This window comes from Lysobacter terrae, assembly GCF_054782215.1.
On the sequence record NZ_BAAGSX010000012.1, the window covers coordinates 1 to 24813 of the forward strand.

Sequence of the window (24813 nt, forward strand, 5' to 3'; positions counted from 1 at the left end):
CTAAAGGCAGGGATGCCGTCCGGAGGGGCGGAGCACCCCCGTCCCGTCGGGCAGCGCGTCCTGCCGAAGAAGACAGACCTTGCCGTGGAAAGCGCAGCCGCCCCCATACCGGCGGGCAGCGCGTCCGAACGAGGCCGACGCTTTGCAGGTGACGCGCGGTAAACACCGGCGGTATGGTGGTCCGGCCATCGCGGACGGAGGGAGTCGTCCGGGATCCGTGGCTTTGCGGCCCCGGCTCGCACCGGGTGTGCCATTAGCAGACCGCACGGTGTAAACCGCGCGTAGCAAGAGCGTCGCCGGTGGGAGCAGCGCAGGGGAACGCTCCCCCGATCCGGGCCAGTTGCATCCTGCTGACTGGACCCAACGTAGCCGCGCACCCGCAGCGGCCACGCATCCGGGTTTCGGCGCGAGCTGTACGACAGGCGGTCGATGCCCGGCGGCGGCGGCGCCGCTGCTAAAATTCGCGGATGACGCTCCCTGCCCTCTTTGCGCCGCCCGCGGACCCCCTGGTCATCGCCGGAAAGGCCTACGCATCCCGCCTGCTCACCGGCACCGGCAAGTTCAAGGACCTCGACGAAACCCGCCGCGCCACCGACGCCGCCGGCGCGCAGATCGTCACCGTCGCCATCCGCCGCACCAACATCGGCCAGAACCCCGGCGAGCCCAACCTGCTCGACGTCCTGCCCCCCGACCGCTACACGATCCTGCCGAACACCGCCGGCTGCTACACCGCCGACGACGCGGTGCGCACCTGCCGCCTCGCGCGCGAACTGCTCGACGGCCACAACCTGGTGAAGCTGGAGGTTCTCGGCGACCAGAAGACCCTCTACCCCGACGTGGTGCAGACCCTAGCCGCCGCGGAAACGCTGGTGAAGGACGGCTTCGACGTCATGGTCTACACCAGCGACGACCCGATCCTGTGCAAGCGTCTGGAAGAAATCGGCTGCGTCGCGGTGATGCCGCTGGCCGCGCCGATCGGCTCGGGCCTGGGTGTGCAGAACCGCTACAACCTGATCGAGATCATCGAGAACGCCAGGGTCCCGATCATCGTCGACGCCGGCGTCGGCACCGCCTCGGACGCCGCCATCGCGATGGAACTGGGCTGCGACGGCGTGCTGATGAACACCGCGATCGCCGGCGCCAAGGACCCCGTGCTGATGGCGCATGCGATGAAGCTGGCGATCGAAGCCGGCCGCGCCGCGTTCAAGGCCGGACGCATTCCGCGCAAGCGCTACGCCAGCGCTTCGTCGCCGGTCGATGGGCTAATCGGCTGATGACGGAGCAGGACGAAATTGAGCAGGGCGGCAAGAAGGCCCCGCCCAAGCCCTTCACCCTCGAGGAAGGCCATCGCAAGGTTCGCAGCTTCGTGCTGCGCCAGGGGCGCTTCACGCCCGCGCAGCAGCGCGCCTTCGACGAGTTGTGGCCGCGCTTCGGCCTGGACTACACCGGGCAGCCGCGCGACTTCGATGCGGTCTTCGGCCGCAAGGCCAAGCGCGTGGTCGAGATCGGCTTCGGCAATGGCGAGGCCTTGCGCTACGCGGCGCAGCACGACCACGACCGCGACCTGATCGGCATCGAAGTGCATGCACCCGGCGTGGGCCGGCTGCTCAACGCGCTCGCGCAGGACGGCAGCGATCACGTGCGCCTCTACCACCACGATGCGGTGGAAGTGCTCACGCACGAGATCGCCGACGCATCCCTCGACGAAGTCCGCATCTACTTCCCCGACCCCTGGCACAAGAAGCGCCACAACAAGCGTCGCCTCGTGCAGCCGGAGTTCGCCAAGCTGATCGTGAGCAAACTCGCGTCCGGCGGGCGCTTGCACCTGGCCACGGATTGGCACGACTATGCGGAGCAGATGTGGGATGTGCTCGACGCCACTTCGGGCATCGTCAATCGCGCCGGGGAGCGCGGGTCGGTGCCGCGACCGGAGTGGCGCCCGCAAACGCATTTCGAGACCCGAGGCCAGAAACTGGGCCACGGCGTCTGGGACCTTCTCTACTCCAAGAACTGATGACTCGCTGACTCCTCGGCATGGACACCGCGCTTCCGCTCACCACCGACATGAAGCTCGTTCTCGGGCTGGTGGTGTTCACGATGGTGATGTTCCTGTTCGAGCGGATCCGCGCGGACGTCGTCGCCCTGGTCGTGCTGGTGCTGCTCGGGCTGTCGGGATTGATCGAACCGGCGGAGCTGTTCAACGGCTTCTCCGGTAACGCGGTCATCACCATCATCGCCACGATGATCCTCGGCGCCGGCCTGGACCGTACCGGCGCACTCAATCGCCTCGCGGGCTGGCTGTTGCGAAGATCCAACGGCATCGAACAGCGATTGTTGCTGTTCACCACCGCCATCGCCGGCCTGAATTCGTCCTTCATGCAGAACCCGTCGGTGATGGCGCTGTACATGCCCGTCGCCTCGCGCCTGTCCTCGCGCACCGGCCTGTCGTTGCCGCGGCTGCTGTTCCCGATCGCAGCCGCGATCGTGATGGGCGGCGCGCTGACCATGGTCGGCAATTCGCCGCTGATGCTGCTCAACGACTTGCTGGAGGCGGCCAACGCCAGCTTGCCGTCGGGTGCGGCGACCATCGAACCGCTGAAGATGTTCGCGCCGTTGCCGATCGGCCTGGCGCTGCTCACGCTGTCGCTCGTGTACTTCCATTACTTCGGCGACAAGTTGCTGCGCGAGAAGGAGGAAGCCGGCGGTGGCGCGACCCCGGCGCGCACGCAGAGCTATTTCGCCAAGACCTACGGCATCGAAGGCGATGTGTTCGAACTCACCGTCACCGCCGACAGCGCGCTGGTGGGCATGTCGATCGGCGAAGCCGAAGCGCTGCGCGGCGCGCCACTGCTGCTGGCGCTCAAGACCGGCGACGAATCGCGCCTGGCGCCGCCCGCTGACGCGCGCATCTGGGTCGGCAGCGTGCTGGGCGCGATGGGCGACAAGCAGGCGATCGTCGATTTCGCGCAGAACAATTTCCTGCGTCTGAGCTCGCGGCTGCGCAATTTCGCCGACCTGTTCAATCCCAGCCGCGCCGGCATTTCCGAAGCGGTGATTCCGCCCACGTCCAAGTTCCTCGGCATGAAGGCCGGCGACCTCGGCCTGCGCAAGAACCTCGGCCTGAGCCTGCTGGCCGTGAACCGGGACAAGCACGTACTGCGTGAGGACCTGCGCAGCGTCACCTTGCGCAGCGGCGACATGCTGGTGCTGCACAGCATCTGGACCGACCTGGCCGAAGCCGCCGAGAGCAAGGATCTGGTCGTCGTCACCGACTATCCCAAGGGCGAGCAGCGTCCGCATAAGCTCAAGATCGCCTTGGCGATCTTCGTCGTATCGATGCTGCTCGCGTTGTCATCGCGCCTGCCGGCGTCGATCGCGCTGATGACGGGCGTCGCCGGCATGCTGATCGCCGGTGTGCTGCACATCGACGAGGCCTATGCGGCGATCAACTGGCGCACGGTCTTCTTGATGGCCTGCCTGATTCCGCTGGGGTGGGCGATGGATTCCAGCGGCGCGGCCGCGTGGATCGCCGGGCATTCGCTGGAGCAATTGCCGCGCGGTACGCCCATCTGGATGCTCGAATTGCTGGTCGGCGTACTGACCACCGCCTTCTCGCTGGTGATCAGCCACGTTGGCGCGACGATCGTTGTGGTGCCGCTGGCGGTCAATCTCGCCCTCGCCGCGGAGGGCAATCCCACCGCCTTCGCGCTGATCGTCGCGCTGTCGGCGTCGAACAATTTCATGACCTCCTCCAACCCCGTGATCTCGATGGTCGTCGGCGCGGGCGGCTACACCAGCAAGGAGATGTGGCGGATCGGCGGTCCGTTGTCGCTGCTCTACATCGGCGTGATCGTGGCGGTTTCGCAGCTGCTGTTCCGCTGAGCGGCTCAGCGCGTCAACCAGACGTACCCATCGCGCACTTCCACCGTTATGGCGCGCAGCGCTTCGCCGCGGCACGGACCGGCCACGCATTCGCCGCGCGACAACTCGAAGCTCGCGCCGTGCGCGGCGCACACCAACAGGCCGTCCTTGCTCTTGAGGAACAGGCCAGGCGCCCAGTCGAGGCGACGCCCGGCGTGCGGGCAGATGTTCATCCATGCGCGCACCGCCTCGCCCTCGCGATACAGGATCAGCGATTCGGCATCGCCATCGACGGCCGCCTCGGTTTCGGCAAAGCCGCCGTCGGTAATGGCGTCCAGGGCGATCAGCGCGGTGCGGGCAGGAGGCAGGGTTGTGTCCACGGTCTCATTGTTTAACGCAGTTCTCACACTTGAACCGGAGGGCCGGCTGATACTGCGCGCCCGGTCTTCATGACTGGATTGTGTCACCAGAGGGGTCCGTACACGATGTTTGCCCAGACTTTCCGTTTCGATCAGTTCAATGCGCGCATGCGCCAGACGTTCTCGGCACCGCGCAAGCCGCGCCATCGTGCGCTGCGCATCCTGCTGGGCCTGGTCGGACTGACGCTGTTGGCGGTGCTGGTGATGTTCGGCGTATTCGTCGGTGCCGCGATGATCGGTGCCGGCCTCCTGTTCAAGCTGTGGAAACAGCGCGGCAAGCCCATTGCGCGCGATGCGCGCGTGCTCGACGGCGAATTCCGCGTGGTCGATCCCGTGTCGCTGCCGCGCTGACGCATGCACGACGTCGTCGTCGCGCCCGCGCAGCCGCGCGTTCCGGTGCAGGGCACCGGCCTTCCCGCCGATAGTTTCTTCCCCGTCCACCGCATCTACTGCGTCGGCCGCAATTTCGCCGAGCATGCGCGTGAGATGGGGGCCGCAGCGCCAGCCTCGCCGGCCGAACGCGGCACGCCCACCTTCTTCCTCAAGCCCGCCGACGCCATCGTCACCGATGGCCAGGTGCGCTATCCGCCCGGCACGCGCGAGCTGCATCACGAAGTGGAGCTGGTGGTCGCGCTCGGCCGCGACGCGCCTGCCGGCGTCGTCGCCATCGGCGATGCGATGTCGCTGGTCTACGGCTACGCGGTCGGCCTGGACCTGACGCGCCGCGATCTACAGGCCGCCGCCAAGGCGAAGAGCCTGCCCTGGGATACCGGCAAGTCGTTCGAGCACGCCGCACCGATCGGCACCCTGGTGTCGGCGGCCGACGTCGACGCGCTCGCCGACGGCAAGCTCGAGGCCTGCACGCTCACACTGCGCATCGATGGCGAGGTCCGCCAGCACGGCGTGCTGTCCGATTTGATCTGGAATATCCCCGACATCCTCCACGAGCTGTCGAAGCTGTACACGCTGCGTGCGGGCGACCTGATCTTCATGGGCACGCCGGCAGGCGTGGGCCCACTGCAGCCGGGCGACGCCTTCGAGGCGCGGCTGGAAACCGCCAGCCAGCGCACGGCGCTGTTGCTGCAGGGCCGCATCCTCCCCGCTTAGGTATAGTCGGCGCGGCACTGGCGCCGTCCGGGGAGAAAACAGATGGGTCTGATTGCGGAGTTCAAGGAATTCGTCTTGCGCGGCAACGTGCTCGATCTCGCGGTCGGCGTGGTCATCGGCGCCGCGTTCGGCAAGATCGTCACCGCCTTCGTCGACAAGGTCGTCATGCCGCCCATCGGCGTGCTGATCGGCGGGGTGGATTTCTCCAAGTGGGTGGTCACGCTGAAGGAAGCCACCGTCGACGCCGCAGGCAAGGAAGTGCCTGCCGTGGTGCTCGGCCTGGGCGAATTCGTCAATGCGATCGTGCAGTTCCTGATCATCGCGCTGGCTATCTTCCTGGTGGTGAAGGCCGCCAACCGCATGCGCAAGCCGGCCGCTGCAGCGCCCGCCGCGCCGCCCGAAGAAGTGCTGCTGCTGCGCGAGATTCGCGACTCGCTCAAGCGCTGAGGCACCGCGCAGCCGCGAGTGGAATTCGCGGCTGCCGCCAAAAACTCTCACGTCTGCAGTGGCGTGGCGCACAACGGAAACGGGCCGCGGGCGGGTAAGCTCGCGGTTTCGTCTTTTTCGTACCCAGGAGCCGTGATGCGCGTTGTGCCGTGGTCTCTCGCAACTTCTCTGCTGTTCGCCGCTCCGCTCCTAGTTGGTACCGCGCTCGTCGGCACCGTGCAGGCCGCACCACGCACCACGACCATCCCCGCGAAGGCGATAGCCACCGCCACGCAGCTGCGCGAGCAGGCGCTGGCGAGCAATCTGGGCTACGAGGTCACCGAATCGCTGACCACCGAGGTCGGTCCGCGCCTGGCCGGCAGCGAAGCCGATGCGCGCGCGGTGCAATGGGCGCAGGCCAAGTTCAAGGCGCTGGGCTACGACAAGGTCTGGCTGGAGGAAGTGCGGTTCCCGAAGTGGGAGCGTCGTAGCGAACGTGGCGAGATCCTCGGCGCGCATTCGCAGCGTCTCGCGCTCATCGCGCTGGGCGGCAGCCCGGGCGGTACGGTCGAGGCTGAGGTCGTGCGCTTCGCCGATCTCGCTTCGCTGCAGGCCGCACCGGCGGGTTCGCTCGCCGGCAAGATCGCCTTCATCGACCATCACATGGAACGCGCCCGCGACGGTGCCGGCTACGGCATGGGTGGCAAGGTTCGCGGTCAGGGTCCGTCGGCTGCGGTGCGTGCGGGTGCGGCCGCTTATCTGATGCGTTCGGCCGGTACGGACTCGCATCGCAATCCGCATACCGGCATCACCCACTTCGATGAAGGGCTGACGCCGATTCCGTCGGCGGCGCTGTCGGCGCCCGATGCCGAGCAGCTCACTCGTCTGCTCGCGGACGGGCCGGTGCGCGTGCGCGTGGCGCTGGACTGCGGTTGGAACGGTGAGGCGGTGTCGCACAACGTGGTCGGCGAGATTCGCGGCCGCAGCAAGCCCGATGAGGTGGTGTTGATCGGTGGCCATCTGGATTCCTGGGATCCGGGCACGGGTGCGATCGACGACGGTGCGGGCGTGGGCCTGACCATGGCCGCGGGTGCGTTGATCGGCGAGATGAAGCAGCGTCCGGCGCGCACGATCCGCGTGGTCGCTTTCGCGAACGAGGAGCAGGGGCTGTACGGCGGCAAGGCTTATGCGGCCAAGCATCTGGGCGACATTCGCAAGCATCAGTTGGCCGCGGAAAGCGACTTCGGTGCGGGCCGCGTCTATGCGTTCCGCAGCGGCGCGCCGGACTATGCGCAGGGCGCGGTGAAGCAGATCGCCGAGGTATTGGCGCCGCTGGGCATCGCGCATGCGCCGGAGGAAGGGGGCCCGGGCCCGGACATCGGTCCGTTCGCCGCGCAAGGTCTGGCCTGGGCGACGTTGCGCCAGGACGGCACCGACTACTTCGACTATCACCACACGCCCGACGACACGCTCGACAAGATCGATCCGAAGGCGCTGGCGCAGAATGTCGCGGCGTATGCGGTGTTCGCTTATCTCGCCGCTAGTGCGGATGGGGATTTTGGTAGCGAGGCTAAGCCGAATACGCCGCCTTCTGAGTAAGGCAACAGCGGATTCGCTGCCCCAGCAGGAGGGCGGCGCCCATGCGTCTGCGTGACACGCCGTGAATCCGTCCATGGAGGCTTGGTCGGCGGCATCCATGCCGCCGACAGTCACGCAGACACACCGGCACCGCCCTCCCCCCAAACATCATGGTTCGTCAGCCAACCGCAAAAACAAGAGCGCGGCCAATGCACGCAGGATGTTCGCCCCGTGGAATTTGCGGAGTGTGTGCTCGCGCCTGTGATTAGTGGCAGTCGTGGTGGATGGCGCCACCACTCGAAGACAGGCCGTCGTTGTGTCGCTTCAGCTTCGCTTTTTCTTTTTTCCACCGACACAGTGATGTGTGATGGGCAGGTGGTGTCGGTGGGCAGGCGTGACTGTCAGCGGCATGGATGCCGCTGACAAGCCGCGCCCCCGTGAAAAGCAGTTGCGAGCGCGCCGAACGCGCCGCAGCGCGTGTCTGCGGTGAACGATGGGGTCGATTCACGGCGTGTCACGACTGCCCACCGGCGCCGCCTGCCCTCAGGCAGACAACAACTAGCCGCTTCGCTTATAAACGCGACCGCCAAGCAGCCAGCAACACAGCTGTAGCCGCAGCAACGTTGAGGCTTTCCACCGCCCCAGTGCCCGGTATCGAAACGCGCAGGTCGCAAGCGTCGGCAAGCTCGCGATCCATGCCCTCGCCTTCGCTACCCATGACGAACACCAGTCGCTGCGGCAGCGAAGCGTCGAAAACGTCGGTACCGCCCTGCACCACCGTCGCGGCGAGCGCGAAGCCCGCGCTGCGCAACTGAGCCATCGAATTGTCCTGCCGCCCGAGGCGCACCATCGGCACGGCCTCCGCACCGCCTTCGGCCACGCGCGCCGCCGCACCGGACAACGCCAGCGGCGAGTGCTTGGGCAGCAGGATCGCGCCGACGCCGAAGTGCGCGGCCGAACGCAGGATCGCGCCGAAGTTGTGCGGATTGCCCACGCCATCCAGCCATAGCGCGCATTGCGGACCCGGCTTGAGATCGCGCAGCCAGGTAGACAGCGAATGCGTGTCCTCGCGCAGCACATCGGCGACCACGCCTTCGTGGTGCGTGCTGGCGGCCAGGCGATCCAGATCGCCCTCCTCCACCACGCGATAACCGACGCGATGCGCGACGCACCACTTCAATAACGGCTGCAGCGCCGGAATACGCGCCTCGGCCAGGTACAGCTTGCGAATGGCCTGCGGCCTGCGCGCGAACACGGCGTGCACGGCATTGAGCCCGTACAGGCGCAACTCGGCGTCGCGGCGCGCGCGTGCGGGATGCGCCGGGTGCTCGCCGGCATCGTCCTGCCACGGGTCGCCGTGTCCGCGCGACGGAGCACGAGGCTCATGGCGCGGATCGGATTGCGCACGCGCAGCGCGCGGCTCCTCATGCGGACGCGGCGAGCGCTCGCGTGGCGCGGAAGCGGGGGTGGATTTCCAGGGGCCGGCGCCAGCAGGGGGGCGCGGCGGGCGGGGACGGTGCTCGGACATATGCGCAGCTTACCGCCTGACCGAGCGCGGGCGTCGAAAACGACGCCCCACGCCTCCGCGGCTCAGGCGTGGCCGCTCACCGGCGGCGTCGCCTCGTCGAGCTTCTCCAGCTCCTGCGCCACCGCGTCCGGCGACTTCGTGAACGGCGCGATCAGAGCGTAGAACGCCGGCACCACCAGCAGCGACAGCAAGGTCGAGAACGCCACGCCGAAAACGATCACCACGCCGATGCTGGAGCGGCTGGCCGCACCGGCGCCGCTGGACAGCATCAGCGGAATCGCACCGCAGATCATCGCCACCGAAGTCATCAGGATCGGCCGCAGGCGCACCGTCGCGGCCTCGACGATGGCGTCGCGCACCGCGCGGCCTTCGTCGCGCAGCTGGTTGGCGAACTCCACGATCAGGATGCCGTTCTTCGCCGCCAGGCCCACCAGCATGACGATGCCGATCTGGCTGTAGAGATTGAGGCTGACGCCCCAGATCGTCAGGCCGAGCAACGCGCCCAGCATCGCCAGCGGCACCGTGAGCATGATCACCAGCGGGTGCGCGAAGCTTTCGAACTGCGCGGCGAGCACCAGAAACACGACCAGCAAGGCCATGCCGAAGGTGAAGAACACCGCGCCGCTGGACTTCATGAATTCGCGCGATTCGCCCTTGTAGTCGGTCTGCGCTTCCGGCGGCAGTTCTTCGGCGGCGATGCCGCGCAGGTATTCCAGCGCTTCACCAACGGTGTAGCCCGGCGCGAGGCCGGCGCTGAGGGTGATCGCGCGCATGCGGTTGAAGCGGCTTAGCGTGCCGGCTTCGGCGTTCTCGCTCAGCTTGACCAGGTTGGACAGCGGCACCAGCTTGCCGGTGCTGGTCGAACGCACGTACAGGTCGGTGATGTCGGTCGGGTTGCGGCGGCTCTCCAGCGGCGCCTGCATGATGACGTAGTACTCCTCGCCATCCTTCTCGTAGGTGCCGGCGCGCAGCGAGCCCAGCATCGTCTGCAGCGCGTTGCCGATCGCCTGCACCGGCACGCCCAGGTCCGCGGCGCGCGCCTTGTCGATGTCGACGCGGATCTGCGGCAGCGTTTCCTTGTAGTCGGAGTCGACGTTGAGCAGGCGCGGATTCTCTTCCATCCGCACCAGCATGCGGTTGCGCCATTGCGCCAGCGTCTCGTAGGTCGGTCCGCGCAGCACGAACTGCACCGGCCGGCCGAAGCCGCGCACCAGGCCCTGGCGCACTTCCGTCGTCGTGCGCACGCCGGGGATGTCGGCGAGATCCTTGCGCACGCTGTCCATGACGTCCTGCGTGGTGACGTCGCGATCGTCCCAGGACTTCAGGAACACCGTCGCACGGCCCGTGTTGAAGCCGGTGCTCAGTCCGCCGAAGCCGCCCGGCACGCGCGTGATCACGCGCTCGATCGGCCTGTCCTTGCCGGTAGCCGCCAGAAGGCGCTTCTCGATCTGCGCCATCTGCCGGACCATGTAGTCGTAGCCGGCGCCTTCGGGGCCCGTCATCGAGATATTGAAGTCGCCGCGATCCTCGGCCGGCGCCAGTTCCGACGGCACCAGCTTGAACAGCACGCCGCTGATGACGAAGGTCGTAAGCATCGCTACGGCCAGCAGCCAGCCGCGCCCGACGATCCTGCCGACCAGGCCGCGGTACCAGCGCGTCAGCGCGTCGAGGCGATCGTTGACCCAGTTGTTGAAACCGCGCTTGTGCGTATGCGGGCGCAGCAGGATCGAGCACATCATCGGCGTCAGCGTGAGGGCGACGAAGCCGGAGATCGCCACCGCGCCGGCCACGGCCACCGCCAGTTCGCGGAACAGCCGCCCGGTGTTGCCTTCCATGAAGGCGATCGGCAGGAACACCGCGATCAGCACGATGGTGGTGGCGATCACCGCGAAGGCCACCTGCCGGGTGCCGCGCATCGCCGACAGCAACGGCGGCTCGCCCAGGTCGGTGCGGCGCTGGCAGTTCTCCAGCACCACAATGGCGTCGTCGACCACCAGGCCGATCGACAGCACCAGCGACAGCAGCGTGAGCTGGTTGATCGAGAAGCCACAGGCGTACAGCGCCATGAACGCGGCCGTGATGCACACCGGCACCGTCACCGCCGGAATCAGCGCGGCGCGCACGCTGCCGAGAAACACGAACACCACCAGCAGCACCAGCACGATGGCTTCGATGAGCGTCTTGTAGACCTCGTGCACCGCGGCGTCGGTGAAGACGGTGGTGTCGTAGGGAATGCTCATCTGCATTCCCTGGGGCAGGGTCGGCGAGATCCGTTCGACCAGGGCGCGGACGTTGCGGGCCACTTCCAGCGAGTTGGCCGTGGAGGTCGCGACGATCGCCAGGCCGACCTGCGGCACGCCGTTGCCGTGGTAGTAGGCGCGGCGTTCTTCCGAGGCCAATTCGACCTTCGCGACCTCGCCCAGGGTGATGACGTGACCGTCGCTGCCCTTGCCGACCACCAACTGCTGGAAGCTCTCCGGCGTCTGGTAGCCGCGCATCACCCGCAATGCGAACTCGCGAGTTTGCGATTCGATGCTGCCGCCCGGCAATTCGATATTTTCGCGGCGCAGCGCGGTGCCGACGTCTTCGGCGGTGAGTCCGCGCGCGCTCAGCGCGTTCGCATCCAGCCACACGCGCATCGCGTAGCGCTGGCCGCCGCCGATGAACACCGAGGACACGCCGTCGATCGCGGAGAACTGGTCGACCAGGTTGCGGTCGGCGTAGTCGGTGAGGTCTTGCGCGCTCAGCCTGGGATCGCTGAGGTTGAGGAACATGATCGGCGAGGAGTCACTGTCCTGCTTGGCGACCTGCGGCGGATCCACGTCTTCGGGCAAACGGTTGCTCACCCGGCTGATCGCGTCGCGCACGTCGTTGGCCGCGCCTTCGATATCACGCGTGAGCGTGAACTCGATATTGATGTCCGAACGGCCGTTGCGGCTGGTGGCGGTGATCAGGTCCACGCCTTCGATGCCGCTGATCGCATCTTCCAGCACCTGGGTGATGCGGCTCTCGACCACTGCCGCCGACGCGCCGGTGTAGCTCGTGTTGACCGAGACCACCGGCGGATCGACGTCGGGCAGTTCGCGCAGCGGCAGGCGGGTGAACGACACCACGCCCAGCACGATCAGGATCAGCGACATCACCGTCGCGAAGACGGGGCGCTTGATCGAGACGTCGGAAAGCAGCATGGCTCAGCGACCTCCGGCCGAATGGGCGGCTTCCGCTGTTTTCGCCGATCCATCCGCACTTCCGCCGTTAGCAGGCGCGTCGTCCGCGGTCGCCTTGGCACCCGTGTCCTTGATCTTCGCGCCGTCGCGCAGCTTCACCGTGCCTTCGACCACGATACGGTCGCCGCGCTTCAGGCCGGACACGATCTCGACTTCGCCGTAGCGGCGCGAACCGATCTTCACCGGCACTTCCTTGACCTGGTCGCCGGACTCGACGCGGAACACGCTGGCGATGTTGCCGTTCTGCTGCAGAGCGAGCTCCGGGATCGCGAGCGTGTCGCGCGAGGCGCGTTCGACGCCCACGTCGAGCAGCATGCCGGGACGCAGGCGCCCGTCGGCATTGGGGATTTCCGCGCGCACGGTGACCGCGCGCGAAACCGGATCCACGCGCGAATCGATCGAAGCCACGGTGCCGACGAAGGTTTCGCCCGGCCACGCGTCGCTGCGCGCATTCACGCGCTGGCCGACGGCGAGCTGCGACAGCGCTGCCTCGGGGAAGGTGAAGTCGAGCTTGATCAGCGAGACGTCGTCGAGCGTGGTGATCGGCGTGCCCGGCGTGACCAGCGAACCGGCACTGACCAGGCGCAGGCCCAGCACGCCGGCGAACGGCGCGCGGATGACACGGTCGGCGACGGTGGCGCGCTGCGTGGCGACCTGTGCACGCGCGGCTTCCAGGGCGGTGCGCTGCGTTTCCAGATCGGCGCGGGAGATCAATTGCTGCTCGGCCAGGCGGCGGTTGCGTTCGTAAAGCTGCTCGGCATTGCGCAATTGCGCCTGCGCCTGAGCGACGCTGGCCGCTTGCTGGCCCTGCACCAGCGTCACCAGCGGCTGGCCCTTCGCGACGTACTGGCCGCTGTCGAATTCGACGCTGGCGATGGTCTGGCTGACGCTCGCGGTGATGGTGACGGATTCGCGCGCATGGGCCGTGCCCAATGCGGTGAGCTCGTCGCTCCAGCGCACGGGCTGGAGCTGCATCGTGGTGACCGCAGCCGGCGGCTGGCCGCTGCCCTTGCCCCCTTCTGCATCGCCTTTGCCGCACGCGGCGACCAGACTGACCAGGGCCAGCGCCACCAGGATGCGAAGCGGACGTGAAAGCGGGAAGACGGGCATGGGCAGCGGGAGGGCCAACGGAAACCCCGATTCTACGGGGCGGACATGACCCCACGTATGGCCCGATGGTTGCCCCCCGATGCGGCAAAATGGCGTGACTTGTCCGAGCACTCCCGGCCATGCGCATCGAGGTCCTGCAGGGCGACATCACCCAGCTCGCGGTGGACGCCATCGTCAATGCCGCCAATGAAGCCCTGGCGGGCGGGGGCGGCGTCGACGGCGCGATCCATCGCGCGGCCGGCCCCGGATTGTCAGCGGAGTGCCGGGCCATCCCCTTCGTCCGCCCGTACGTACGCTGCCCCACCGGCGAAGCTCGCATCACCGGCGGCCACGATCTGCCGGCACGCCACGTGATCCACACCGTGGGCCCGGTGTGGCGCGGCGGCACCTCCGGTGAAGCTGAGCTGCTGGCCAGCTGCTATCGCGAGTCGCTCACGCTAGCGGAGGCGCATGCCATCGAGTCCATCGCCTTCCCGGCGATCAGTTGCGGAATATTCGGTTACCCGCCCGAACGTGCCGCGCGGGTTGCGGTCGACAGCATCCGCGAATGGCTGGCCGAACAATCCCGGCCGCAACGAGTGTTGCTGTGCTGTTTTGATGCGCGGATGGAAGCGCTTTATCTCGAGGCGCTCGCAGTGCGTTGATGTGTCACACGTTCCGACTGCCCGTCTTCGGACGGACGCGCTGCCCGATGCGATGGGGGGTGCTCCGCCCCTCCGGACGGCATCCCTGCCTTTAGTCGGGGCCGCGGACCATCCTGGTCCGCTCTCCGCACCCCCATCCCATCGGGCAGCGCTTATCGCGAGCGTGCAGGACGCCACTTCGGCGTCCTCCGCACTCTTCTTCTCCCCGCGTGCGGGGAGAAGATGCCCGAAGGGCAGATGAGGGGAGGCGAGCGCAGCGAGTTGCCTGTGCTTTTTGCCGCCGCGTCCAGATGTATAGGAGGGCAGGCGGTGCCGGGATCGTGACGCCACGTCCCCTCACCCTGCGTCGCTAGCGCGACGCTTTCCCTCTCCCCGCAAGCGGGGCGAGGGAGTGACGAAAAACAAAAACGCCGGCACGTGGCCGGCGTTTTCATCGAAACAGAAAGCTCGCTTACGCGACCTTCTTCCACTGACCCAGCGCAGCCAGACCATTGTCCTTGGCACGCGCGTACACGGTCTTCTGCGCGGCGGCGAAGTTGTTCACCAGGTCCTGCGACCACAGCTTCAGCGCAGCGGCCTGCATGGCGCGGCCGTAGGAGAACGACAGCGGCCACGGATTCGGGCCCATCTGGTTCATCGCGTTGAGATGCGCCGTCGCGTCTTCGTCGCTCTGGCCACCCGAGAGGAACACGATGCCCGGCAGGATCGCCGGCACGGTCGACTTCAGGCACTGCAGCGTGGCGGCGGCGACTTCCTCGACCGAAACCTTCTCACCGCTGGTGGTGCCCGGCACGACCATCGACGCCTTCAGGATCGTGCCTTCCAGCACCACGTTGTGCTCGACCAGCGAAGCGAACAGCGAACGCAGCATCACCTCGGTGACCTGGAAGCACTCATCGATGTCGTGGCTGCCGTCCATGATGATTTCCGGCTCGACCATCGGCACCAGACCCTGCTCCTGGCACAGCGCGGCGTAACGCGCGAGCGCGTGAGCGTTGGCTTCGATGCAGGTGCCCGAGGGGATGTCGTCGCTGATGTTGATCACCGCGCGCCACTTGGCGAAGCGCGCACCGAGCTTGTAGTACTCGGCCAGACGCTCGCGCAGACCATCGAGGCCCTCGGTGACCACTTCACCCGGACAACCGGCGAGATTGTGGGTGCCCTTGTCGACCTTGATGCCAGGGATCATGCCGTTGTCCATCATGTACTTCGCGAACGGCACGCCGTCGCTGGTGGACTGGCGGATGGTTTCGTCGAACAGGATCGCGCCGGAGATGTACTCGCTCAGGTTCGGCGTGGTGAGCAGCAGCTCGCGGTAGCGGCGACGGTTCTCTTCCGTGTTCTCGATGCCTACGCCAGCGAAACGCTTGGCGCAGGTGGCGGTGGATTCGTCGATCGCGATGATGCCCTTGCCCGGGGCGACCATGGCCTGGGCGATTTCGGCGAGCTGTTCGATGCTCATGGGAGTCCTGCGGTGCGGGTGGGAAGCCGCACATTATAGCGGCCGCGGGTGACCGCCGCGTGCCTCCGCGGACTGAAAATCAAGGACTTGCAGGACCGGCACCCTCGAATCCAATACCAGTTCCGCCCAGCGGAAGTGCAAGGCCGATACCGTGCCGGTGGGCTCCGCGCCCACCGGCCCGAGACGACGCTGGCGTCAGAACGACAGCTGCACCCGCATCTCGAACACATCAGGCGACAACGTCACCGCGCGGCGATCGCTGTCGACCCGCACGTAGTTCGCCTGGAACTTGAAATAGCGCGTGAGATACCAGCTCGCGCCCAGCGTCCAATCATGCTGGGTGCCACCGGCGACGAGTCCGTCGTCGAGATCCAGCGTCGAATAGCGCAGCCCCAGCTCCACCGCACCGGCCGCCCGCGCCGGCTTCGGATTGCCGAAGGCGCTGCCCTTGTACGGCTTGGTTTCGCCGGTGAGCATCCAACTGGCCTGCGCGTACGCGCCTTGGGCGCGATAGTCCGCGGTGCCTTCGCGGCGCACGTTCGCCGTCAGCCATTCCGCCTGCGCCACCCATGGCCCGCGCTGCCAGGCGCCTTCCAGGCCAAGGCGATCGATGTCGTCCGCACCCGCCAGAGCGCCGCTGTCGACCAGGCGGACGTCGGTGAGCCCGGCTTCGGGCCGGGTACGGACGCGTGCCGTGTCGTCATCGCGCTGCTCGCGCGAGGCGGCCAAACCGAAGTGCAGCACATCGCCCTCCTCGTTACGCGGTGTGAATACCACGCGACCGGCCGCCGTGTGCCCCTCGTTGAAGCCGTTGAGATCGCCGCCGCTGAAGTAGCCCAGATTCACGCGCCAGTGCTTGTCGACCGTCCAGGTCCAGTCGGCACCGATGCGGCGTCCCTCGTAGATCGCATTCGCGGGGGCAGCGCGCTCGAGGAATGTGGTTGCGGCCGACGAAGTCGCACCCTCGTCCAGGCCGACGGGTGTCTTCATCTGACCCAGCCGGATCTCGTGCGCCTTGCCGGCGTTGAACTTGAAGTAGTTGTCGATCCACGTATCAGAGGCGAAGTCGTAGCCCAGCAAGAGCTCGAACACGCCCGGCTTGCGCACGAAACCGCCGAATTCGCGACGGCGCCAGTCGTGCGCGTCTTCGAAGCGCTGCGTGCCGTTGTCGAGGCGATCGTTGCCGAACTCGTTGAGGTCGTACTGGAACTGGGCCTTGAGGCCGTACTCCACGCCCGACTCGGTCTTGCCCTGCGTCGGCCAGTCGTTGAGGCCGATCGCGGCGGCGCTATGGATACCGGCCAGGCTCAGGCCGATGGCGATGCAAATGCGCTTCATAAGATTTCCCAATGGCCGGATACGGTGCCAGTTTGCTTGGCACGGCGGTCCACGCCATTGATGCAAATCAAGCGTGAGACGGCAAATTCCTTCGCCTTCCTAGTTTAGGAGCAAAGGTTGGGGCTTACAGCTCGCCGAGCCCTTCGGCCTTGCCGCCCTCGCCCACCTGCAGCAGGCGCAGGGTGTTGGTCGCGCCGTGGTGTTCCATATGGTCGCCGCTGGTGAAGATCACCCGCTCGCCCGGCGCCAGGAAGCCCGCGTCGAACAATTGCTTGATCGACACGCGCGCCGCTTCGCGCGAGGCCAGGCCGCGGCTGTCGAAGTCGACCGGGAACACGTCGCGCATCATCGCCATCCGCCGGCGCGCGCCGTCGTGGCGCGAGAGACCGTAGATCGGCACCGACGAACGGAAGCGCGACAAGAATCGCGCGGTGCCGCCGGATTCGGTAGCGGCGAGGATCGCACGCACGCCGATGTGTTCGGACAGGAACATCGCCGCCATCGCGATGGCCTGGTCGGCACGCTCGAGATTGCGCGGCGCGGCTTCGAAGTCGGTGTCCGATTCGAACTGGCGTTCGGCACCGAGGCAGATGCGCGCCATCGCCTCCACCGCTCTTACCGGGTACTTACCGGCTGCGGACTCCTGCGAAAGCATCACCGCGTCGGTGCCATCGATGACGGCGTTGGCGACGTCGAGGACTTCCGCACGCGTCGGGATCGGGCTGTCGACCATCGACTGCAACATCTGCGTGGCGGTGATGACGACACGGCCGCACTCGAGCGACTCGCGGATGATCTTCTTCTGCAGGCCGGGCAGCTCGGCGTCGCCGATCTCCACGCCAAGATCGCCGCGCGCGACCATCACCACGTCGCTGGCCAAGACGATCTCGCGCAGATTCTCGATCGCTTCGGCGCGCTCGATCTTGGACACCAGCGCGGCATCGCTGCCAGCGGCGCGGGCGATGCGCCGCGCCTCTTCCATGTCCTCGGCATTGCGGCAGAACGAGACCGCGATGAAGTCGGCACGCAGTTCGGCAGCGACCTTGATCAACTCGCGGTCGCGCTCGGTGAGCGCGCCCAGCGACAGGCCGCCGCCCTGCTTGTTCAAGCCCTTGCGGTCGGACAGTGCGCCGTCGTTGAGCACGGTGTTGACGATGCGCTCGCCTTCGATCCGCTCGACGCGCAACTGCAGCATGCCGTCGTCGAGCAGCAGCACGTCGCCGGGGATGACGTCGCCCGGCAGCCCCAGATAACTCACGCCGACTTCGCTGGTGGTGCCGGGCGGCGCGCTGTCGCTGGCGACCAGGTCGAAGCGATCGCCGGCCTTGAGCAGCACGCGGCCTTCGGCGAAGCGCTCGATGCGGATCTTGGGACCGGGCAGGTCGGCGAGGATGCCGACTTCGCGGCCCACGCGATGCGCGGCTTCACGCACGGCCTGCGCGCGTGCGACCTGACCGGAAGGATCGCCGTGCGAGAAGTTGAGGCGGACGACATCGACGCCCGCGGCCAGCAGGGCGTCGAGCACGCCCGGCGCATCGGTGGCCGGGCCGAGGGTGGCGAGAATCTTGGTGCGGCGTCTGGTCGTCGTCATCGCTTGCGGTCCATGGAACTCCGCGACGCTAGCACAGCTCCCCGCCTTTGCCGATTGCATGCGGGCGCGGCCCGGCCATACCGCGGCGCATGCGGCGGATTGGTCTCAAATACCCCACCCGAAAGCGGACCACTGCCCTGGCGACTGCCGCTTATGCAAACCTGGATGCGCGCGCCATGAGCGCCAGGGTTCAAGCCGCCAGCAGCGGCAGCAATTCGTCCGGGCGCGTCGCCAAACGCTGAGCGCCCGCCTCCCGCAACTCGTCCTCGCCACCGAAGCCCCACAACACACCGACGTGGCGCATGCCGTGGTGCAGCGCACCTTCGATGTCCATGCGGCGATCGCCGATCATCCAACACTCGGCCGGCGACACCGCCAGGCGCTGCAAGGCCGCGCCGATCAGTTCCGGCTTGTGACTGAGCGAGCCGTCGATGGTGGCGCCGACGATGTCGACGAAGCGATGCCCGAACGGCAGATGCTCCGCGATCTTGCGTGCGTGCGGCTCGTTCTTCGCCGTCACTACCGCGAGCCGGTGGCCGGCGGCATGCAGCGCCTCGATGGTTTCGCCGATACCGGCGTAGATCTCATGCTCGGCCCAGCCGTGCGTTTCGAAGCGGTCGCGGTAATGCAGCACCGCCGCTTCCACCTTCGCGTCGTCGCGCAGCAGCGGCGCGAAGCTGGTGCGCAGCGAGGGACCGATCCACCGCCGCAGCTCCGCTTCCGCCGGCACTTTCAACCCCATCTGCGTGAGCGCGTGCGCCACGCAGCGGGTGATGCCGACCTCCGAGTTGATCAGCGTGCCGTCCATGTCGAAGAAGAGCGTGGCCATGATGTCAGTGCTTCGGAAAGTGGTTTCGCAGATCAGTCGCCCGACGAGTCGTCGTCGCGGAAGGCCTTGCCGGCGCGGTAGAGATCCAGGCGCTGCTTGTAGCCCGCTGGCTTGCCCTTGCGCTCTTCCTGTTCGGTATCCAGGGCCGCCATTTGCGTGGCGGCACGTTCCTGCAGGGTCGCGGCCCGCTTGAAGTTGCCCACCGCCGCCTCGCATGCGGCGACGGTGTCGAGCCACCAGGGAACCATGGTCTCGACATTGCCCAAGCGCTTGCTCATCTCCAGGCCACGAGCCGGGTCGTAGGCGTCGTCATGTACCGCCGTGCAAAGCGCCCAGGCATAGCTGTTGATGGAAGTGACATGACCGGCCGCGTCGCCGCGGCCCCAGATTCGCAGCGCCTCCGCACGCGACTTCGGATCGTTCTTGTGAAAGAGCCAGGCGCCGTACTCGACGAACGCACGCTCGTTGTCTCCCGCGATCGCGCGCTCCATCCACTGCAGTCCCTGCGACTCCTGGTCTTTACCGAAGTCGCCCTTGAGGTAGTGATATCCCAGCATCGCTTCGGATTCGTGATCGCCGTTCTGCGCGTCGGTCTGCAGCCACTGCTTCGCCTTGGCGGCATCCTTGTCCATGCCGCGGCCACGCAAGGCCAACTCGGCCAGCGCGCGCCGCGCAGGCGCCCCGTCGGGCGCCTCGGCCATCGACTCGTAGATCCGCAGCGCGCGATCGGTCTTACCGGAAACCCCCGGGCGATCCTGCGTATAGAGGTCCGCGAGGAACATGAGCGAGTCGAGGTCGGCAGAGGACGCGGGCGCCAGCGCCCAGCCTTCCGCATCGGAGAATTTGGCCGCGCTGAGGCTGAGCCATGCTTTGTAGAGGCCTGCTCGGGCATTGCCCTCGTGCGCCGCTTCGGCCATGAGGGCTTCGCCCTTCTCGACGTCGCGTGGAATGCCTTCGGAATTGCCGGAAACAAGCGCACTGGCATAGCGGAACTTAGCGACCGTGGCTCCGGCCAGCGCGGCCTTCACCGTCGCGTCCTGCTGTTCCTTCTGCTTGCCTGCCGCCGCGTAGTAGTCGACCAGCACCGCAAGCCCCTGGCCCCGCCGATTCACCGCCGGGTCGGCGAGGAAAGCCAGATCGGCCGGATCCAGTTGCGCTTTCCCGTCCGCTTTACGCTGGATGGCGACCAGGCGCGCGGCCTTGACCGATTTGCTGGCACGCGCAAGGCGCTGCTCGACTTCGGCCGGCAGCGGCGTCGCGTTGCGCGCAACCGACCAAAACGACACGAAGTCGATCAGCGCTTCCTGCGGCTGGATGCGTTCGGCCTTGTCCAGCAGAGTCCAGGCGGCGGCACTGTCGCGCTTCACCCCGACGCCCTCTTGGTAGGCGAAGGACAGCAGCACCATCGCGATCGCATTGTCTTCTTCCGCCTCGGGCAGGAGCGCGTCCACCAGGCCATCCGTGCAATCGGCGTACTTCGGGGTGCTCGTGCAGATCACCATCCATGCGATGGCGGCCTGCATGCCGCCTGCGTTCGCGGCGCGCCGCAACTTGGCGACCTTGTCTTCCGGCTTCGTCTCGCCGACGGACGTCTGCACGGCGTCGATGTCTATGGCGGTCAAACGATCGCCCTTGATCCCGCCTTCGACGAACGCACGCGCCATGACCGTGCGCAGCATCGGAAAACCCGCCAAGGTATTGGTCCGGCTCAGCGTGTAGGCGGTATCGACGTAGTCGAACCGCAGCCGCCGCTCATGTTTCGCATCGTCGTCCCAGGCGGCAATCACGAGGGGGAAATACCGCGCCGGATGCAGCGCGCCGTAATACTCGTAGCGGACCTTCAGGCCGAGGCTTTCCACCAGCGCATAGGCATCCGCCGGCGCCATCACCCGGATCGGGTCCGTCAGCAGCGGTTCCGGGCCGGTCTGCTTCATGGCGTACTGCGACAAAGCCGCAAGCACGTTCATTTCGCGATCGGCGGTGGCGCTGTCGTTCAGCGCATCCGCGCAAAGAAAGGCCGCGCGGCGTATCGCGATGCTGACGGGGGCAGCGGCCACGGCCGCTTGCATCGCATCGCGATGTTCGCTGCACTTCGCCGAATCGACCGAGGCGATGTCGTAACCGACCGCATCCAGAACTGCGAGCGCGTCATAGGCTTTGCCGGCGTCCGCAGTCTTGAGGAATTGCTCCCACATGCGGGCTGCGTCCGGCGCTTCGTGCCCCTTCGCGAGCGGCGCACCCATGACCAGCGCAACGGTGGCGCCGGCCATCCAGCGCAGAACGGTATTCTCGGTTTTCACTTGGCCTCGCCCTCGATCGCATTCTTCAGCAGCGCCTTCAGGCGCGCGTCCCGGTCCTTGTTTCGCGCCGCCGGCGACGGCTTGATCGTCACCCGCGCATTGAGGTTGTCGTGAACCTTGCGCAGCTCCACCAGGTGCGGTCCGACCTTGTCGCCCGCGACCTCACCGGCGACCACCTTCATGTCGAACACGACCTTGACGCTTCGGTCCGCCACGCTGACTTCGCGCGTGAACTTGAAGGCATCCGAATCCACGTCCAAGGTTTCGTCCCCGAGCGTGGAGATCCAGCGTGCGGGAAGCTGCACTTCGACCTCCTGGCGATAGTGCGCAGGCATACCGACATCCAGCGGTCCGACCCGCTCCATCGAACCGGGTAGTTGCGCGGGCGACGCCAACGCTTCGGCGTAGAGGTCGAGGAATCGGAAGTCGCCCTCTTCCTCGAAGGGTGAGGCCAGCAGGTATTCCTCCCGGACTTCGAGGACGTTGCCGTCCAGGTCGTCCTTGAAGGCCGGCGCACCGACAACCGTCACCTTTCCGAAGCGGCGGCGGTAGTAGTCGGCATAGCGTCGAGACGTCTCCTCGGGCCGTGCGCTCGCGAAGCCGCGACGGGCGTTGTCGGCGGCTCCGCCACGGTACGTCGTTCGGATATTCAGCTTGGCACTGCGTCCATCGTCGCTGGGTTCGTAGCGCTCGGCGATGGCAATGGAAGCCTGCGGCGTCTTGGCCGCGGGAATCTCCTGCAGCGAGCTCACGCCGGCAGCGACCGGCAAGGCGACGCCATAGCGGCTGAGGTCGCTGTCGCGCGCCGCACCGCCCTGCGATGTCATGGTCGCATCCAGCCATAGCACTTGATCGCCCACTTTCGCCCGCACGATGACGTGGTCGAAGGCGGAAGCGGCCGGCGGGCCTTTGGCGATGCCCTTCCCGCTCTCGATGGACGCCAGCGCAGGCACCGCGTCTATGTTCATCCTCGTCAGCAACGTGGCGAGCAGATAGGCCTTGTCCTTGCAATCGCCGTAGCGGCGCGACCAGGTTTCCGCCGGAGCCGTGGGCTTGTGCGTGTTGTCGCCCATCTCCACGCCGAAGTAGCGGACCTCTTCCTGCACCAGGCGCAGCGCGGCACTTACCCGTGCCTGCGCATCGGGCAACTTCGACCAGCGCACGAGGTGGGCCTCGAGATCGGCAGGCAAGGCCCCCTTCTGCGCCGGATACAGCGGCAGCGCCCAATCCACCACATCGGACCAGCGACGCGTTTGCGATACCTGCGCCAGCGGATAGGGCTGGTACCAGGCGGGATACGAACCTTCGTCCGTGTAAGCGCGGTTGCGGCTGGATTCGAACACGACCTCGGTCGCCGCTTCGGTCTCGCGGATCGCCGGCGAAGGCGCACCGTTCTCCAGATGCACTTCAGGTTTGCTTCCGCGGTCGTAGAGAACGCGCATCCGCGCCTTGAGCATCGGGCTGTTCCACGCGAACGTGGCGCTATCGATCAGCTGCTCGGACAGGATCGGATTGCTGCCGATGATGGAGTAGCGCACGCGGACGACGTCATTCACGCGCACGTCGTCGAGCACGATCAGCGCGGTCACGTTGCCGTCCGCCATATCCTTCTCGAAACCTTCTTCGCGGCGCGCCAGCGAAATCCGGTCCGGCGCGAGCCGCTCGTACCACTTGCCATCGCGGCGCAGCTGCACACGATGCAGAACGAGACGCTGATAGGTAGGGTTGAACGAGATCTGATACCGCCCAGCCTCGCCGAGCAGCGTCGCGTCCTTCACTTCATAGACGTAGTCGAGATAGACCTGGTCGCGGCCCTTCCGGCGATCGACCTGCTTGTCGAAAAGCCAGAACCGCCAAGGGGTGTCGCCGCCGCCCGGGGCCTTCGCGTCCCACTGCGCCGGCACGTCCTGCGGCGTTGCGAAAGCCGGCTCCGGCCCCACGAAGAATCGATATTCACCGCGCGCATGTTCGACTTCCTGCGCACCCGCCACGCCCGCGAATGCCAGCGCGAGCCACATCAGAATTATCCGCATTACGCCGTCTCAGTTTCCCCTGGCTTACTGTAACCGAGCCGGCTCACACAGACGTAGACGCCAGTGGATCGCCGGGCCGCGCGCCCGGCGATCGGGTACTTCCTTAACCGCGGCTCTTGAGCGCCGCCACCGCCGGCAGCTCCTTCCCTTCGAGGAACTCGAGGAAAGCACCACCGCCCGTGGAAATGTAGGACACGTCCCGCTCGATGCCGTACTTGTCGACCGCGGCCAGGGTGTCGCCGCCGCCGGCGATCGAGAACGCCTTCGAGGCGGCGATGGCGCGCGCGAGGGTCTCGGTACCTTTGCCGAATGCGTCGAATTCGAACACGCCGACCGGGCCGTTCCACACCACCGTGCCCGCAGCCTTGATCAGCTCCGCGTAGCGCGCGGCGGTCTGCGGGCCGATGTCGAGGATCATGTCGTCCGCGGCGACCGCATCGACGGCCTTGATCGTCGCCGGCGCATCCGCGGCGAATGCCGGGGCCACGACCACGTCGCTGGGAACCGGAATCTCGGCGCCGCGCGCCTTGGCGTCGGCCATGATCTGCTTCGCGGTGTCGAGCAGGTCCATCTCCACCAGCGACTTGCCCACGCCGTAGCCCATCGCGGCGATGAAGGTGTTGGCAATGCCGCCGCCGACGATCAGCTGATCGACCTTGCCCACCAGCGAGGAAAGCAGTTCCAGCTTGGTCGAGACCTTTGAGCCGGCGACGATCGCGAGCAACGGGCGCGCCGGATTGTCGAGCGCCTTGGCCAGCGCATCGAGTTCGGCCATCAGCAGCGGGCCGCCCGCGGCCTGCCTGGCGAACTTGATCACGCCATGCGTCGAGGCCTGCGCGCGATGCGCGGTGCCGAACGCGTCCATGACGAACACGTCGCACAGTTCGGCGTACTTCTTCGACAGGGTCTCGTCGTCCTTACCCTCGCCGACGTTCATGCGGCAGTTTTCCAGCAACACCAGCTCGCCCGGCTTCACATTGAAATCGGCGCTGAGCCAGTCGCGCACCAGCGGCACTTCACGGCCGAGCAGTTCGCCCAGGCGCTGCGCGACCGGCGCCAGCGAATCCTCCGGCGTCCACATGCCTTCCTTCGGCCGGCCCAGGTGCGACATCACCATCACCGCCGCGCCCTTCTCGAGCGCGAGCTTCAGCGTGGGAATGGACGCGGTCAGGCGCTGGTCGGAGGTGACCTTGCCGTCCGCCACGGGCACGTTGAGATCCTGGCGGATCAGCACGCGCTTGCCAGCGAGGTCGAGGTCGGTCATGCGGACGATGGACATGGGATTCCTAAGCTGGAGCGGCAGCAAAAAGGGGGCGACATTGTCGCCCGTAGCGCCTGGCTTTCAAACCGAATCCCTCGC

19 protein-coding genes and 1 riboswitch are annotated in these 24813 nt (G+C 66.9%); of the genes, 8 read left to right on the forward strand and 11 right to left on the reverse strand.

The genetic code is table 11. The features are described from left to right. Positions 1-172: 172 nt before the first annotated feature. Positions 173-262: riboswitch (cyclic di-GMP riboswitch) on the reverse strand. Between the two features lie 205 nt (positions 263-467). From ACYVJ8_RS16925 to ACYVJ8_RS16935, 3 genes are read left to right on the forward strand one after another with little or no spacing between them, the layout of a single operon-like run. Continuing rightward, positions 468-1274 carry a thiazole synthase gene (locus ACYVJ8_RS16925; protein ID WP_460714605.1) on the forward strand — a complete coding sequence of 269 codons (807 nt, stop codon included), beginning with the start codon at positions 468-470 and terminating at the stop codon, positions 1272-1274. Further along, positions 1274-2014, forward strand: coding sequence for a tRNA (guanosine(46)-N7)-methyltransferase TrmB (gene trmB, locus ACYVJ8_RS16930; protein WP_460714607.1), 741 nt, complete (start codon positions 1274-1276; stop codon positions 2012-2014). The genes ACYVJ8_RS16925 and trmB overlap by 1 nt, the downstream gene beginning before the upstream one ends. A gap of 20 nt (positions 2015-2034) precedes the next feature. Then, positions 2035-3882: an SLC13 family permease gene (locus tag ACYVJ8_RS16935; RefSeq protein ID WP_460714609.1), complete on the forward strand. Its 1848-nt coding sequence runs from the start codon at positions 2035-2037 to the stop codon at positions 3880-3882. A gap of 5 nt (positions 3883-3887) precedes the next feature. Here ACYVJ8_RS16935 and ACYVJ8_RS16940 read toward each other — a convergent pair whose 3' ends face one another. Next, positions 3888-4241: a Rieske (2Fe-2S) protein gene (locus tag ACYVJ8_RS16940; protein WP_460714611.1), complete on the reverse strand. Its 354-nt coding sequence runs from the start codon at positions 4239-4241 to the stop codon at positions 3888-3890. A gap of 105 nt (positions 4242-4346) precedes the next feature. On the opposite strand from ACYVJ8_RS16940, the gene ACYVJ8_RS16945 reads away from it, so the two are divergent. The 4 genes from ACYVJ8_RS16945 (at position 4347) to ACYVJ8_RS16960 (ending at position 7412) form a co-directional block, all read left to right on the forward strand. Beyond that, entirely contained in the window at positions 4347-4631 is a 285-nt protein-coding gene (locus ACYVJ8_RS16945) for a hypothetical protein (protein ID WP_460714613.1), read from the forward strand. A 3-nt stretch (positions 4632-4634) separates the two neighbouring features. Next, complete coding sequence (locus ACYVJ8_RS16950; RefSeq protein ID WP_460714615.1) at positions 4635-5387, forward strand: fumarylacetoacetate hydrolase family protein; 753 nt, start codon at positions 4635-4637, stop codon at positions 5385-5387. 42 nt (positions 5388-5429) lie between these two features. Then, positions 5430-5834, forward strand: a complete 405-nt coding sequence (mscL, locus tag ACYVJ8_RS16955) for a large-conductance mechanosensitive channel protein MscL (protein ID WP_460714617.1) — start codon at positions 5430-5432, stop codon at positions 5832-5834. A 135-nt stretch (positions 5835-5969) separates the two neighbouring features. Then, the gene (locus ACYVJ8_RS16960) at positions 5970-7412 is read left to right on the forward strand and encodes a M28 family peptidase (protein WP_460714619.1); all 1443 of its coding nucleotides are present in this window, start codon (positions 5970-5972) and stop codon (positions 7410-7412) included. Positions 7413-7962: 550 nt separating this feature from the next. Here ACYVJ8_RS16960 and ACYVJ8_RS16965 read toward each other — a convergent pair. From ACYVJ8_RS16965 to ACYVJ8_RS16975, 3 genes are all read right to left on the reverse strand, one after another. Continuing rightward, complete coding sequence (locus tag ACYVJ8_RS16965) at positions 7963-8919, reverse strand: TrmH family RNA methyltransferase (protein WP_460714621.1); 957 nt, start codon at positions 8917-8919, stop codon at positions 7963-7965. A gap of 62 nt (positions 8920-8981) precedes the next feature. After that, positions 8982-12107, reverse strand: coding sequence for an efflux RND transporter permease subunit (locus ACYVJ8_RS16970; RefSeq protein WP_460714623.1), 3126 nt, complete (start codon positions 12105-12107; stop codon positions 8982-8984). Positions 12108-12110: 3 nt separating this feature from the next. Then, on the reverse strand, positions 12111-13256 hold the full coding sequence (locus ACYVJ8_RS16975) for an efflux RND transporter periplasmic adaptor subunit (RefSeq protein ID WP_460714625.1): 1146 nt from the start codon (positions 13254-13256) through the stop codon (positions 12111-12113). 119 nt (positions 13257-13375) lie between these two features. Here ACYVJ8_RS16975 and ACYVJ8_RS16980 point away from each other — a divergent pair, with 119 nt between their 5' ends. Continuing rightward, the gene (locus ACYVJ8_RS16980) at positions 13376-13900 is read left to right on the forward strand and encodes an O-acetyl-ADP-ribose deacetylase (protein WP_460714627.1); all 525 of its coding nucleotides are present in this window, start codon (positions 13376-13378) and stop codon (positions 13898-13900) included. 451 nt (positions 13901-14351) lie between these two features. On the opposite strand, the gene ACYVJ8_RS16985 is transcribed toward ACYVJ8_RS16980, so the two are convergent. The 7 genes from ACYVJ8_RS16985 to ACYVJ8_RS17015 form a co-directional block, all read right to left on the reverse strand. Next, a complete protein-coding gene (locus tag ACYVJ8_RS16985; RefSeq protein ID WP_460714629.1) occupies positions 14352-15362 on the reverse strand; it encodes a class I fructose-bisphosphate aldolase in 1011 nt (336 codons plus the stop codon). 195 nt (positions 15363-15557) lie between these two features. Next, positions 15558-16700: an OprO/OprP family phosphate-selective porin gene (locus tag ACYVJ8_RS16990; protein WP_460714631.1), complete on the reverse strand. Its 1143-nt coding sequence runs from the start codon at positions 16698-16700 to the stop codon at positions 15558-15560. Positions 16701-16824: 124 nt separating this feature from the next. Further along, positions 16825-18291 carry a pyruvate kinase gene (gene pyk / locus ACYVJ8_RS16995; RefSeq protein WP_460714633.1) on the reverse strand — a complete coding sequence of 489 codons (1467 nt, stop codon included), beginning with the start codon at positions 18289-18291 and terminating at the stop codon, positions 16825-16827. Between the two features lie 190 nt (positions 18292-18481). Then, complete coding sequence (locus tag ACYVJ8_RS17000; RefSeq protein ID WP_460714635.1) at positions 18482-19120, reverse strand: HAD hydrolase-like protein; 639 nt, start codon at positions 19118-19120, stop codon at positions 18482-18484. Between the two features lie 32 nt (positions 19121-19152). Then, entirely contained in the window at positions 19153-21420 is a 2268-nt protein-coding gene (locus ACYVJ8_RS17005) for a tetratricopeptide repeat protein (RefSeq protein ID WP_460714637.1), read from the reverse strand. Then, positions 21417-23453 (reverse strand): DUF3857 domain-containing protein, encoded by a 2037-nt coding sequence (locus ACYVJ8_RS17010; protein ID WP_460714639.1) that lies wholly within the window; start codon positions 23451-23453, stop codon positions 21417-21419. The genes ACYVJ8_RS17005 and ACYVJ8_RS17010 overlap by 4 nt, the downstream gene beginning before the upstream one ends. A 103-nt stretch (positions 23454-23556) precedes the next feature. After that, positions 23557-24732, reverse strand: a complete 1176-nt coding sequence (locus tag ACYVJ8_RS17015; protein WP_460714641.1) for a phosphoglycerate kinase — start codon at positions 24730-24732, stop codon at positions 23557-23559. Positions 24733-24813: the final 81 nt, after the last annotated feature.